Raw genomic sequence first — 14,527 nt, 5'->3', positions numbered from 1 at the left:
ATTTTGGTACTTAAATCATATCAAAGATAAATATGTTTGTCACGAGTCACGAGCAATAAGTATCCTTGGAGATCAAGAATCATTGTAGTCGGTGGAGGTAGACTCTGAAGATTTTCAATCAAGTCTTCAGTCTGATTGCTTCTTTAATAAGTGCCTGATATTTGGCAGGCTGAATTTCCTCAAGTGAAGTAACTCTGATGTGGCGCATCTTCTTACCCGTTCCCTCAAGTAATTCATCTTTATCCTCTAGGCTTGCACCGAAGTAAAACCCCAGATTAACATGACCTTTGGCAGTTTGGAGGTAACAAACTAATCCATTTTCTATGTAGCAGGGTTTGTTCCATTTCATTTCTTCCACTATATTTTCTGATGTATCAAAGATGAGGTTGCGCAATGTTACTGTGATTTCTCTAATATGCTCAGGTAAGCCATTCAAAAATTCTTCAACTTCTATACTTTTATTTGCGGGCATGCCGCCAACTCCTTTCCTTACTTGAGGTTTAATTCTTCCTTCGCTTATCTTTAGAATTAGCTCATTTCTCAATCCAATTCTGTAATTCAATCGTTAGTCAACAAAGCATAACACAAGTGGAGGAAATACACGGAGACTCCAACGGGGGAGAAGCGTCAAAACCGTCCAATCTCATACGTGCGCGTTACGACCTTTTTGGCATAAATGCTGCCCTGCATTCATTCAGCGATCGCTCCACTTTATCCCGCGTTCACCCCGGTTTGTCCAGCGATCACCCCTTTGGGCGATGTGTATTTCCGTAAGCGGAGTTACGTCAATAACAAGCTACACCGTACTTAATAGATTTTGTGTAAAACAGACAAAATAAAAAGGATAGTAGGCATTGATGTTGTGTCTTACTATCCTTAAATGTATCAATGGAGCATAGCGGGCTCGAACTGCTGACCTCTTGGCTGCCGGCAAACGATAATATTGTTTCATGTTTTATAACATATTCAAGGTGTTTTAATGAATTTAATCAACGGTTTTCAATATGTTTTTTAAATTTAAAAAAGATGACCCAGTAATGAATCATCTTCGTACGATAATTAGTTGGTAAAAATATCGCCTTTAATTCGTCAAGACCGTCGGCGGTTTGCCCCCGAATACGGTAGATTGGATTTTAAAGAAAGTGGATGCCGATGTTAAAATGATTGAGATTAATAAACTGAAAGGTAGCACATCGTCCACATTGCATCACAATTCCATTCAAATAGGGGGGCAAATAAAAGATGTCGTTATTCGTCAATTTGATAACAAGGAATGGCTAATGTAGGAACTAGATCTTGCTCTACATGAAGCGGAAATTCTGCGTTTGGCTTCTCGGGTGGAAGTAGCTACAGCTGAAATAATCGCGTTTGATGAGAGTGGTCGACGTTGCGGGATGCTGGCGGTTTTAATGACGATGCTTGAAGGGTAAGTGGAATTAATCCCTCAACATATGGGGAAATGGCTGAATGGTTTAGCAGAAGCTCTTGAGAAGATACACGAAGTTGATGCAAAGCAAAGGAGTTTTCTTGGACGTATTTTACATATAATGATATTTCGACAGTGGAAGTGCCAACTTGGTCAAGCGTTCCAGGTGCATGGAGAAAAGCAATCGATATTGTAAAAGGCCCGTGCCCTGTCATTCAGAATGTTTTATCCACCGCGATTACCACCCTGCAAATGTTTTATGGAAAAATGATACCGTTAGCGGCATAGTGACTGGATTAATGCGTGCAGAGGAACAGCCGGAATTGATGTCGGGCATTGCCGAATCAATTTGGCGATATTGTACAATGTAGAAACAGCCGACGCCTTTTTAACCGCGTATGAAGATTATGCCGGGAAATCCTCTGTTTATGACTGTTATTGGGATTTCCTCTCATTAATTGATGTACTTTTTGGGTCGCCGGAAGTATATCCCGGATGGGTTGTATTTGGTGTCAGGGGATTAACGGATATAATGATGGGGGAGAGGCTGGATTTGATGTTGAAAGTTTGGTTGAGCTTGTAAAAAGGTACTGAATATCCTCTATTAGATAAAGTGATATTTTGTGATTATTAAATTTGCATTTTTTATTTCGTCATTTTACGTCTACAAAAAAAGCATTATCTATGATTAGTGAGGCTATTCTAATATTTGTTTAATATTTTGAGATTCTAGCGTTGCATAATTAATATGAACTATATAAAAAACTAAGAATGTGTTATTAATAAAACTCTTCATAATTATTTTTAGATCCATTTAGGAATTAATCAGAATCTTAAAAATCCCCTCGTATTTCTTTTAGTGAAAGAAGAAAATTGCACATTATTTCAGTTTACATAGAAAATTATTTACACTGGAATAATGTGCATGTTTGTATTGATGTTTTTATAAGTAATCTGGATGTTCTTCATTTGGTGTGTCGTTATCCCCCTGTGAAAAATATGTTGATTGCGAAGTAAGACCTAACACTAGAACTACTAGAAAAGATAGGAATAATTTTTTCATATATTCAGTTCACCTCCATAAACTCCAACATTATTTTATAGAAATTATTGGATCTCTTATACCTATGCTTTGAGTTGTAATATTCAATCAATAGATTACCAACGGATAGAATAAGCTCCTTGGTTTTTATTGAAATTAAATATGGAAATACTACGTTTTCTGCAAATTCAATGTACTTATCAAAATCTTCGTACTTATATTTGTAAAGCTTGACCATATAAGAATATTTGTACTCCTTCAAGTGTTCATTTTTTTCTATATAATGTAGTGCTTTATTTAACCAAAATATTACCTCTTTATTCCTGTCATCTTCCATTAATGCATTACACAGATAGTAAATACTTAAAATATAGTCTTCATTTTTGGGACTTTTATATTCCAAAGCTTCAACAAAGTAATTTACAGATTGATTGTAATCTTTTACTTTATAATATAAGAAACCCAAATTGTGCAGGGTAATAGCTTTTGTTTTTGGAAGAGTAAATATTTTGGCTTGTTCTAGGATATCAAAGTATATTTTTTCTGCGCTTCTAAAATTTTGGTTTCTTACGAACTTTAGACTAATAATCAATTGACAATCAATACATTTAAGATAGTTCATGTCACTTTCAAAAAGCTTTAAAGCATTCTGTGCATAATGTATGGCCAACGTATCGTTATGAATCTGGCTATATGTCAACCCAAGATGATAAAAGATATTTGCCACGTTTAAATTGTTTTCAAGAGCTATTCTTTCAGCGTCTTTAAAAAACTTTAACCCTTCAACAAAATTACCTTTTATACTAAAGTATACGCCACAAAGATCAATAAAAAGAGCTTCTTGTCTTACGGATTTCCTTTTAAAAAACTCATTAATATAATCAATGGTAGTCCTAGCAGATTCTAAATTACGTTTTGCAAGAAAATACTTTAATTTTGTAATGTGGTAATTACATATACTATTGGGATCTTTAATCTCATTTACTAGATTGTTCAACTCACTGTAGCAATTTTCCGTATCTGTGTAGTTTTTCATATCAATAAACTTAGATAAATTTGATACGTTGTCATTAAAATTCTTGTGTTTTGTATAAAGCTTGTTCTCATCTACATTTAACTTTTGAAATAATAAACTAAGGATTTCGTCACTATACTTAATCTGGTTGTGTTCTAATTTACTTAAATATGATATAGAACAAATTCCTTCAGAAAGTTCTTCCTGTGTCAATCCCCTTTCATTTCTGAGGTTAAAGATAATTTTGCCTACATCCATGGTATCAATATTAATCAGCATATTGAAGAGCCTCCCTTTGAGAAAATCATTATATTTTTTTAGTTTGATTTAGTTTTAATTGGTGCAAAATTCACTAAACTTAATAATATTATAGTTTTAGTGGGTGTTTTTAGCAAATTGTTCCTAGAACTATTTAATCAGTTGCACCTTTTTTGCAAAATTTATCAAGAAGGTTTAATTAAAAATATGATAGGCTTTAAATGAGTTGAAATAAAGGAGGTGCCTTGAAATGACAAAAGAAAAAGTACAAGAAAAAGTACAAGAGAAAGTACAATAATTGTAAAGAAGAAAATGCTCCAAAAGTACTATATATTAGAGGAATCTAATCTACCTGTGCTGAGCGGTATGGCCCTTTGAGGAGGGCCATACAATTTCTTCTACCAGAAGGGTATGACAAAATACGGAATGGTAGATACGAAAGCAAATAAATTGACGTTTTCACCTGGTATTAATATTTATGAAGGTAGGGTTGGTTAATCTTACAAATTAAAGAAGAAAAAAGGTGGATTCATGATTGGAATAGAATCTATTAAAACTTACTATCCTTCTAATGAGATAGAAATTTCAGAACTCAAGGAAAAATTAAATCTTAGTCATTTTCAAATGAAGTTATTTACTAAAATTCATGGTTTAGAGAAAATACGTTTTAATGAAAAAGAAAGTCTAGAGGAATTGTTAAAAATACCTATTCAAGAAATTTTAGGCAGTGTAGATCCTTCGAGTATAAAATATATTATGTATGCTCACACAGTTCAAACAGTTACACCGTATCCAATCAACATTATAGAAGAAATAAAAAGAAAATATGGTTTGCAGCACGCAATATCATTTTCAATAACGCAGCATAATTGCTCCTCTGCTCTTACAGCATTGGATTTATGTCAGTATTTACTAAAAAATGATTTGGATAAAGCGTTAATCATTACTGGTGAAAAGGTTTTTACACCGATAGCCCAAGTAATTCATAATACCACAATTATGGGGGAAGCTTCATCGGGTATCCTTGTTTCAAAAACGAGTAAAGAAAATCAGTTGTTATCCGTTGAGAGAACCATTTTGGGTGAATATTACAGTGGGATAAATATGGATGTTCAACAATCAAGAAAATTTGATAAGGCATATGTGGACACGCTCATTTCTACAATTTATAAAGCTGTAGAAAAGACGGGGCTAACTTTAGACGAGATTAAGCTTATATTACCACATAATGTGAATAGGTCTTCGTGGATTAAGCTGGCTAACACTATGAATTTAAGTAAAGAAAAAATTTATCTAAAAAATATTGCCAAATTGGGACATTGCTTTTGTTCAGATCCTTTTATTAATTACATGGATGCATGTAACGAGGGGTTAATTAAGGAAGGGGATTATTACCTAATGATCAGTGTTGGATTAGGAGCCACTTTTCAGGTAGCCGTTCTTAAACGATAGGGGAATGTATATGTTAGAAAAAATTAATTTTAGTAAAAGGTTAAAAAGATTTTTAGTTGATAATGAAAACGCCCAATTTATATATTTAAATAACTTTGAGGTTGAAGAAAAATGGAATTCTGATAAGGATGTTTTGCAGTTTCCCACGATTACATTAGGCAATTCTAATGTAATCGTTAATAGAATGGAAGAATTAGGTTTACTATTAGTTACATCTAGTGATTTTATCGTTTTAAAGGAAAAACCCGATTCGGACTATTTAATTTACTTAAGGGAAATAGGCTTTAAACTTCCACAAATTATTTCTGTAGAGGATAATCATCCAGAGTTGAATATTACAGAAAATATTCTCCAGTGTGAAGGTACTATAAATAAATTAAAGGAATTAAGAGCACCTAATGTATATTTTATGACTTTTGGGACCTCTGAATTTGAGGAAACTTTGTCTCAGCTTACAGGAATTCCTTTGGCTACGCCAACATCTACAGTTTTTAAAAAAGTTAATAATAAGATGTTTAGTCGAATGCTAAATGAACAAAATGAAATTAAACAAATCCCGGGTTATAACTGTACTACAATAAATGATTTAGTAGAAGGCTTCCGCATGTTAAAGCCACATATAGATCTAGGTGGTAAATTAATTATAAAGGATGCTTTGGGAGTATCTGGAAAGGGATTAGTAATAATTGATTCCGAAAAAAAGTTTAATCAGTATGTAAAGTTAATTACAAGATCTTACAATAAAAATCGAGCTATTAAAACAATAAATATCGTGTTGGAAAAATGGATCAATAAACAATGTGATTTAAATTATCAATTTATGATTTCCCAAAATGGAAATGTTGAATTTAATTTTGTTAAAGAATCCATTGTGCAAAATGGTGTGCATCAGGGTCACATCATCCCTTCGCGACTTAATGTACAACAGCTAGATGAATTGAAATTGGTTGCTGACATTTTAGGGAAAGAACTATATAAAAATGGTTATTTTGGGATTGTAGGTGTAGATGCAATTCTGTCAAAAGAAGGGATGCTATATCTAAACCTGGAAATAAATGCGAGATTTAATATGTCTACATATCAAACGATTATCCAGGAGATGTATATAGATGATAAAAAAGTAGCAATAGCAAAAAAAGCGGACATATCCTTATCTAACTTATTACCGTTTCCGGAATTTAGGGAATTAAACAACGATTTGTTTTTTACCCCTAGTAAAGGGACGGGGTTATTAGTTACTAACTATGCAACTGTAAACGCTGCATCTGTTAAAGGACAAAGGCCTTTTGAGGGTCGGTTATACTATATGATTATAGAAAATACTTTAGAGGATGTATTGGCCCTAGAATCAATCGTTTCAAAAAGGTTGTTGGATATAACAGGAGGAAAAATAAATGAAGCTAAATACAATAGATTTTCAAAAATTAAAAGCTAAATATCCAACTCCGCTTTACTTATATAGCGGGGAAGAACTTGAAGATAATTATATTAATCTTAGAAAAAAAATGGAGGATAATTTGGAGATTTTCTTTTCATTAAAATCAAATCCAAATATATCTATCTATTCCTTTCTTCATAACCTTGGAGCGAAGGCGGAAGTTTCTTCACTTAGTGAGCTCCATACTGTACTTAAGTGTGGCACGAACCCTAAAGATATTATTTTTTTAGGACCTGGAAAGAGTATAAAGGAAATTAACGCTTGTATTTCTAATAATATTTACGCTCTAGTATGTGAATCTATTCAAGAATTGGATATCATTAATAATATCGCTTTTATGTATAATAAGGTGGTTGATGTCGCCATTAGGATAAACCCTTCCGTAAACGTTAAGGGGGCAAAGCTAGTAATGGGGGGGAAACCAAGACAATTTGGTATTGATGAAGAAGAGCTGTTGGAATTAGATGATAGCTTTTTTGAAAAGTTTAGCAATGTAAATATGATAGGTTTCCATACATATATGGGGACTAGAATTTTAGATGAACATGTGATTGTTGAAAATACGAAAATTATATTAAAAAATGCGGAAGTTTTATCTAATAAATTTAATCTAGACTTAAAAATGGTTGATATTGGTGGTGGGTTAGGTGTCCCTTATTTTAATAATGAGGTTGATTTAAATACTGATTCATTATGTAGTAAGTTAAACCCAATGATTAAAGAATTTAAGCATAAATTTCCTAACGCAAGAATGATTATGGAACTCGGAAGGTATTTAACAGCAAAGGCTGGAGTTTTTGTTACGAAGGCATTATATGTTAAAGAATCTAGGGGAGAAAAGTTTGTTATTGTTGACGGAGGGACTAATCATCATATGGCAGCAGTAGGAATTGGATCGGTTATAAAAAGGAACTTTCCTATTGTTTGTTTATCTAACTTAAATAGTAGCCCCGAGTATCGATATAATATTTGCGGACCATTATGTACACCAAATGATACATTAGGGAAAAATGTTGATTTACCACACATTAATAGGGGAGATTTAATCGGAATTCAACATTCAGGTGCGTACGGACCATCTGCTTCACCTACCTTATTTCTAAGTCATGGGTACCCAACAGAAGTGCTGTATTATAAAAATAAAGATTATCTAATTCGTGAAAATGATACGAATGATGATATTTTGGCAAAACAACGATTGCACAATATAAATAATATAATATTAAATAATTGAAGGGAGAAATATATAATGAGTAAGGAAAAATTATTAGAGTTAATTATTATTGCAATAAAGGAAGTGTTAGATATTGATAAGGAAATCAATCAAAACACAAGATTGTTTGAAGAATTGGATATTGATTCTACATCTATAATAGAACTTCTTATGGCATTGGAAGATAATATACCTAGTTTATACATTGATCCAGAGGAATTAAATGCGGATGACTTTGAGAGTATCGGATCTTTGGTGGATTATACACATAATAACATTAAAATAGAGAAGATAGCAATTGATTAAATGAGTAGAAAAGTATATATTAATAAAATTTTTTACAAAAAGTTCTTTGAAAATGGTGAATATATAAAAAACGAATCGTTAATAGAATTTTATCAAGATTTATTAAAACAGTATAGAATGACTGTGAAAGAAGAGATGTTAGAAAAAGGATACCAAAATCCCTTTATTCATATATGTCATTCCATGTTAGAAAATATCAATAGAAGCTATTTGGATGATGTTGATTTAGTTTTATTGGCACACGATACACCAGATATAGACCCATCGTACTCTACTACAAGTTATTTATCGCATAAATTCAACCTTGGATCTAGGTGTATTGCTATTACCAATTTAGGAAAAAATGTAGGGCTAGGTGCAGTGAATTTAGCTAAAGAGTTAATAAAAAAAGGTGACTTTACAAGGATTTTAATACTATTAACTGAACAAAACACATTACCATATACAAATGAAAAAAAGAAATTTATAGATATCGGACTATCCATTTTACTTACTTCGGATTCTCAAGATAAGGAAATTTTTACAATCGATGAATATGATTTTGTTTATTTTGATGATAGGGAAAGACCCAATCTAGAAAAAATACTTTGTAAAATTAATTTTGATCCTGAAAGTGATCTAATCTTTTCCAATATGAAGGTTGAAGACACAGACCAAAGTCATAATAAAAACTACTTCTCCACTAAAGAATCAAGTAGAACGTTGCAATCGCTTATGACCTTTTCCGAATTTGTATCTCAAATAGATATTAAAATATTCTCAAAAATTTTACTTATAGAGCTAGATGAATATAATAAAAAAATTGATTGTTTAAAAGTCAATATCGAGAGATAGGGGATTCTTATGCAAATAGGTATTAGAAAAATAGCTACGCATATACCAGAGGGAAGACAGTCTATTGAGGAATTATTTGAGGAAAATCAACTTTCAGGTACTGAATTAAAATTAATGAAGCGATTTCATGGGCTATCTCATGTTCCAATTGTTGAGTTCGGGAAGAAAATTGAAGATTTACTGGTAGTTCCCTTATCCAAAATATTCCAAGGGAACCCCAGCCATAATATCAAGCTTATTATATACGCACATACTGGTCTTCATGTTCCATATAATTATGATTTGTTATATAAAGTTTTGAGAAAGTTTGATTTACAAGATATTCATTGTTTAGGGTTCTCTCATTTAAATTGTGCTTCATTCTTTACGGCCCTAAAAACAAGCTATTCATTTTTAAAAGAATCTCCTCACGGTACAGAAGTGCTAATATTATGTGGCGACCAAACTAATTTTGTGCCAGAGGGCAGGTATTTACCAAAGTCATCGATTATGGGGGACTCGGCTACCGCCCTAATGTTAAACAATAAAATGGCCTCAAAAAGTATTATGTCCATTGTTACATTTCATGATGTGGAATATTATCAAGGTGTTTATGCAAGCGATAAGGAAATGAAGTTGTTTTACAAGGCCTATGATGAAAATTTAGACCGTTTGATTAATCAAACATTAGAAGAAGCAAATCTTCAGCTTGAACAAATCGATTGGATTTTACCGCATAATGTAAACATTACAACTTGGAAGTCTTTTTCAAGAAGAAATTCCTTTGCTCTTGACAAGATTATGCTAGATCTTATTCCAGATATTGCCCACACATTTAATACGGATGCTCAAATTAATTTCGATTATGGAATAAGGAAGGGGAAAATAAAAAAGGATGATATATGTTTATTAATCGGGATAGGCCTTGGTAGTTTCCTAGGATCTTGCATTATTAAAGTTTAGGAGGCAATTTAATGTGTTTTACAATCATAAAAAATAGGAAAAAGGAAATCATTGATTTTACTAGAAATAATGAAATAGAAGGTTCGATTACTTTTCTTTATAAAAATAATAAAAAAACGGTAAATTGTTTTGTTAACGGATATTGTTTAACTACTAAAAGTGCAATGTCCCATCATAATTTACCTGAGCACAAGGAAGTATATATTCCTATTTTACCATTAAGAAACCTTATTTTGCTAGAAAAAAAGTTGTATATTAACCCTAATCAAGTCGACTTGGCCTTTTCAAAGGATTGGCTTTTTATGCGAATGGGACTCTCCTTAAAGATGTTAGATAGTTGTTTAAACTATTTGGAAAACCGATATTCCGGACGCCAAAAGTTAAATGCATTACAGTTAACAAGGAATGACGTAGCTCTTTTTCTCACTGAATACACAACGATAGATATAGAGTCTAATATGGAGGATATAGATCTAACTACATTACAGAAGTTACATCAAAAATTAAGTGATGCTAAACAATATTTACTTGGCTTGTGTGGAGCAAGTGGTTTTATAAATGATGGAATAATTGAAATGAATTATATATCAAGGTTAATTCAAGATATATATGGAGGCGTAACCGATGGATGATAAGACCATACATTATTTAGAACTTGAAACAAAAGTAATAGCAGCTTCCTTTCGGGAAATTGGATTAGAGATAGATGAAAATCCAAAAAAAATATATGATTATACACACCTAGATGGAGTGAATCTATTATCTAAAGCGCTTGTGCCTGAACGTTTTAACGACAATCCATTAAAGATTAATGGTGAAAAAGTATTTGGTGAAAAGGTTTTAGAAAGAGTTATTGTTTTAGAGCAATTAGCCTATGGCGATGTTGGGGTAACATTAGGCGCCCCAGGTCCTTCACTTTCTGGTCAAGTTATGTTTGATTTAGCTAGCGAAAGGCAGCAGGAGAGATATTATAATCAAATAATTAATGAACACACTTGGACATTTTTTGCCTTAAGTGAACCGCAAAAAGGTTCAGATGGAGCAAACATTGAGACCAAAATAAGTCAACGAGAAGATGTATACTACTTGAATGGAGAAAAAAAATACATTGGAAATGGTGGTAGAGCACAAATAGGAATTGTATTCGTTAAAGTTTCAGAAGGCCCTCTTGGAATCGGATGTCTATTAATAGACCCTAGAAATAAAGGATTCTTTTCAAAAAAAATAGATACGCTTGGAGTAAGAGGTGCAGGGTTAGCTCATTTGTATTTTGATGATTTCGTTATTAATTATCAAGAGGACATTTTAGGAATGCATCTCAGTCCAACAAGACGAGGGCTTTGGGGGGCTATAGGGACATTTAATAAAATGAGACCAAGTGTGGCTGCATTGGCGTTAGGTGTTGCTCAAGCAACGATGGATTATATAAAGAAAAATAAAAGGAATTATACAACACACGAAAAATATATGATTTCAAAATATGAAGAAGAGATCGTTACAGTAAGAAGGCTTATTCGAAATTCTGCACTCCAATTAGATCAAGATGCAACTTTAGGTTATATATCATCCATGGCAAAAGTTAAGGCTGTAAAACTTGTAAATGCAATTTCGGAGTTCGCAATCGATCTATTTCGTCCTTATGGATTAATTGAGCATCCTTTTTTAAATAAATGGTATCGGGATGCAAAAGCTTTTGAATTCATGGAAGGAACAAGTAATATCCAAAAAATGAATATCTATAATCAGTTAGTTAAGAGGGGTAAAACGTATGTATAGCCTTGTCGAGCCTAACTCATTATTTATTAGCAATATAAATGGCGTAATATACCAAACTTCCAATCAAAACAAAGGTGATTTGAATTATTATGTTATGCCGATTTATAAACTAATAAAGTATTATCAACCTGATATATCTAGCGAATATTTTAAAAAACATTTATTAAATGAAGATACTTCCAGTGTGGAACTATCAGTAGAGGCTTTAAAAGAGGTTAAAAAGGAAGAATATGATTTGTTGGTTTATTGCCAAAATCAGGCAGATAATAGGCCGCTCAATTCTCCTTTAGCTTCCATTATTTTCAACTCTTGTGTAAACGCGGAGAATTATATCGGGTTATCCCATCTTGAAAATATTGCTAGTGTGGAAGGTATTAAATTAATGAACTACATTTTAAAAAAGAAGGGATTATTATTAATGACCGAAAAAATGAGTTATAACGCTACCCCTCGTCATTTTGAAATGAATCTAGGTAATTCATCGGTCTGTTTGGAAGTAAGTAAAGAATCTGGACATAAAATTGATTTTATATCAACAAAAGTAACAGAGTCAGATGGTTATATTCATAAGGATCTTTTTCTAGAAGAATTTAAGGGGTACTATACCCAGTTATCAAAACTATTTAATGAGTCTGATACTGTTACAGTAATTCAAAATCGTCTTACATTGAAGGAATTAGAATTTATTCCTAACTTATATAAAAGAACGGAAAATGCATCTGTAGATTACCAATCAGGAGATGTATGGGTCACCGTCAAAGAAATATTAAAATCAAATAATGTATTAAAGAAACAACAGATACTTGTAATGACAACGAATTTCAGGCATAAGATTTCTTGTTGTGCTATTCACATTAACTAGTGGGAGTTGAATGAATGCAAAAATCAATGAATTTTTTAGCAGGGAAGATACCTCATCTAATTATTAAAGTGACTTTACCAATGATTTTAGCATCCCTTGTTACACAGATTGTACAATTAACGAATATTGCATTTATGGGCAATGTTGGTGATGATGAGGCGTATCTACGTTCATTATATATCCCTTTTGCATTTCTTATCATTGCTCTCACGGAAGGGATCCAGATAAGTAATCAAGTTTCAATTGCCAGACTAAAAGGTGAAGGAAAAGACGAAGATATCCGCTTAAATATAAACAGTTTTATAATTCTTGGGATTGGAATATCACTTATAGTTTTATTGCTGGTAGTTCTTTTTGCCCCAATGATCATATCTTATTTTCAAATCCCTAATCATTTAGAAAAACGTTTTATGCATTTTATTTATCTAATGTTTTTATCAAGTATTTTCAGTGTGTTTTTTATGGTCTTAACTTCTAGTTTAAGAGGAATAGGAAAAGTTAACCTATCAACGTTATTAGTTATTTTTTACGCTCTAGTAAATGTTGGGGCGGTTTATTATTGCTCTTTCGTAGTTAAACTTGGGCTATTGTCTATTTTTTATGGAAATATGTTAAGCACATTGATTTTAATTGTTGTTACATTAATGTTCTTAATACGAAATAAATTACTTGTATTTAACAGGAAGTATTTTAAATTCTATCGAAAATCAATTCATTATTTAAAAGAGGTTGGTATACCAATTTCATTGTCTTATATAGTGATTTTTGTAAGTAGTTTCTTCTTTAATTTAATAATAAAACCCTTTGGCCCGGAGGCCATCGCAGGATTTGGAGTAGCCTATTATATCCAAACTTTTTCACTAGTTCCTTCTATAGCAATTGGCACAGCACTTGGTATCATTATGAACCACAATATTGGTGCAGGTAAACAGTATTATCCAAGGGTATACAATACCTTTAAAACTGGTTCAATCTATACATTTCTCTTCTACCTGGTAATATCAACAATTTTAGTTTTTTTTAGGGAAGAAATTGTATCCTTAATGATAAAAAATGAATCATCTATTAGGGAGGCGGTATTGTATTTATTCATAGTGGCACCTTCCCATTTATTTATGGGACTTTCTTTAATGACTATTACCATTTTAGAACAAATAAATAAAGGAGTCATAGCTGTATTATTTAACGCTCTATATTTTATTACGATTATTGGTGTTGGTTGGTTCTTAACATTACATTATGGAGAATCAAATTATTTATACTGGACGATGACATTAACAAATGGGCTTGGAATCATTTTTGTTGTAGCCATGGGCTATATCATAAGAAAAGAATTTATATCCGAGGTAAAGATAAAAAGAGCTGCCAACCTTTCCTAATATAAATGAAGGAGGAAGAGTGAATGAATTATATTGATAGGAAAATTAAAGATAGTAGATTAACTTTGGATGAGTTTATTGAAAAGGATCTTAATGCTATATGTGATTTATTTAATGAGAAAGATTTTTACTTTAAAACTTTTATCCCCAATTATTTAAGCGAGAAAGAAATTTTTAACTTAGTAAAAGATGCAATGGTTATTAAAATGGATGATGAGATTATTGGGGTGACGGAGTTCTGTGAAAATATGAAAGCAGCAAGACATTATTCCTTTTTTGTTAGGATTAGTAACAAGATATCATTGGAAAACAAAATAAATATTATTAAAAAAGCAATTTCGTCCTACTCAAAAATGATACAAATTATTAAAATTGCCACATTTTATGCAGAATTTGATTGGGAATATGAACGTGTTTTTGAGGATCTAGACTTCAAGAAAGAGGGATCACTGGAAAAAATAATTGAACTCAATGGTAGTTCTTATAGCCAAGTATATATATATAAATTATTGGGAGAAGTTTCAAAGGAAAATAGAAGAATAGGTAAAAGCTTAAATCGATTTAGCCAGGAAAAGGTGAATTAA

The 14,527-nt window shown here is 32.0% G+C and carries 14 protein-coding genes; 12 read left to right on the top strand and 2 right to left on the bottom strand.

Features of this window, described 5'->3' with window-relative positions:
* Nucleotides 1-118 precede the first annotated feature (118 nt).
* A complete protein-coding gene (locus QGM71_RS18130; RefSeq protein WP_327608981.1) occupies nucleotides 119-472 on the bottom strand; it encodes a DUF1801 domain-containing protein in 354 nt (117 codons plus the stop codon).
* Nucleotides 473-1,596: 1,124 nt separating this feature from the next.
* Here QGM71_RS18130 and QGM71_RS21895 point away from each other — a divergent pair.
* Nucleotides 1,597-1,797 (top strand): phosphotransferase, encoded by a 201-nt coding sequence (locus QGM71_RS21895; protein ID WP_407703051.1) that lies wholly within the window; start codon nucleotides 1,597-1,599, stop codon nucleotides 1,795-1,797.
* Nucleotides 1,798-2,493: 696 nt separating this feature from the next.
* Here the strand turns inward: QGM71_RS21895 and QGM71_RS18125 are convergent.
* Nucleotides 2,494-3,762, bottom strand: a complete 1,269-nt coding sequence (locus tag QGM71_RS18125; protein WP_327608980.1) for a helix-turn-helix domain-containing protein — start codon at nucleotides 3,760-3,762, stop codon at nucleotides 2,494-2,496.
* 510 nt (nucleotides 3,763-4,272) lie between these two features.
* Here QGM71_RS18125 and QGM71_RS18120 point away from each other — a divergent pair.
* The 11 genes from QGM71_RS18120 to QGM71_RS18070 are packed head-to-tail and all read left to right on the top strand — an operon-like array spanning nucleotide 4,273 to nucleotide 14,527.
* Nucleotides 4,273-5,193, top strand: coding sequence for a 3-oxoacyl-[acyl-carrier-protein] synthase III C-terminal domain-containing protein (locus QGM71_RS18120; protein WP_327608979.1), 921 nt, complete (start codon nucleotides 4,273-4,275; stop codon nucleotides 5,191-5,193).
* A gap of 10 nt (nucleotides 5,194-5,203) precedes the next feature.
* Complete coding sequence (locus tag QGM71_RS18115) at nucleotides 5,204-6,628, top strand: ATP-grasp domain-containing protein (RefSeq protein WP_327608978.1); 1,425 nt, start codon at nucleotides 5,204-5,206, stop codon at nucleotides 6,626-6,628.
* Entirely contained in the window at nucleotides 6,588-7,865 is a 1,278-nt protein-coding gene (locus QGM71_RS18110; RefSeq protein ID WP_327608977.1) for a type III PLP-dependent enzyme domain-containing protein, read from the top strand. Before QGM71_RS18115 ends, QGM71_RS18110 begins: the two co-directional genes overlap by 41 nt.
* Nucleotides 7,866-7,880: 15 nt before the next feature.
* A complete protein-coding gene (locus tag QGM71_RS18105) occupies nucleotides 7,881-8,150 on the top strand; it encodes an acyl carrier protein (RefSeq protein ID WP_327608976.1) in 270 nt (89 codons plus the stop codon).
* Complete coding sequence (locus QGM71_RS18100) at nucleotides 8,151-8,984, top strand: hypothetical protein (protein ID WP_327608975.1); 834 nt, start codon at nucleotides 8,151-8,153, stop codon at nucleotides 8,982-8,984.
* Between the two features lie 9 nt (nucleotides 8,985-8,993).
* Entirely contained in the window at nucleotides 8,994-9,926 is a 933-nt protein-coding gene (locus tag QGM71_RS18095) for a 3-oxoacyl-[acyl-carrier-protein] synthase III C-terminal domain-containing protein (protein ID WP_327608974.1), read from the top strand.
* Nucleotides 9,927-9,937: 11 nt separating this feature from the next.
* Complete coding sequence (locus QGM71_RS18090) at nucleotides 9,938-10,558, top strand: hypothetical protein (protein WP_327608973.1); 621 nt, start codon at nucleotides 9,938-9,940, stop codon at nucleotides 10,556-10,558.
* On the top strand, nucleotides 10,551-11,702 hold the full coding sequence (locus QGM71_RS18085) for an acyl-CoA dehydrogenase family protein (RefSeq protein WP_327608972.1): 1,152 nt from the start codon (nucleotides 10,551-10,553) through the stop codon (nucleotides 11,700-11,702). The genes QGM71_RS18090 and QGM71_RS18085 overlap by 8 nt, the downstream gene beginning before the upstream one ends.
* On the top strand, nucleotides 11,695-12,564 hold the full coding sequence (locus QGM71_RS18080; RefSeq protein WP_327608971.1) for a hypothetical protein: 870 nt from the start codon (nucleotides 11,695-11,697) through the stop codon (nucleotides 12,562-12,564). Before QGM71_RS18085 ends, QGM71_RS18080 begins: the two co-directional genes overlap by 8 nt.
* A gap of 14 nt (nucleotides 12,565-12,578) precedes the next feature.
* The gene (locus QGM71_RS18075) at nucleotides 12,579-13,943 is read left to right on the top strand and encodes an MATE family efflux transporter (protein WP_327608970.1); all 1,365 of its coding nucleotides are present in this window, start codon (nucleotides 12,579-12,581) and stop codon (nucleotides 13,941-13,943) included.
* 23 nt (nucleotides 13,944-13,966) lie between these two features.
* On the top strand, nucleotides 13,967-14,527 hold the full coding sequence (locus QGM71_RS18070) for a hypothetical protein (RefSeq protein WP_327608969.1): 561 nt from the start codon (nucleotides 13,967-13,969) through the stop codon (nucleotides 14,525-14,527).

Source organism: Virgibacillus tibetensis, assembly GCF_036026595.1.
Classification (GTDB): Bacteria; Bacillota; Bacilli; order Bacillales; family Amphibacillaceae; genus Virgibacillus_P; species Virgibacillus_P tibetensis.
The sequence above is the reverse complement of the archived record's forward strand: the minus strand, read 5'-3'. Positions and strand labels throughout refer to the sequence as shown.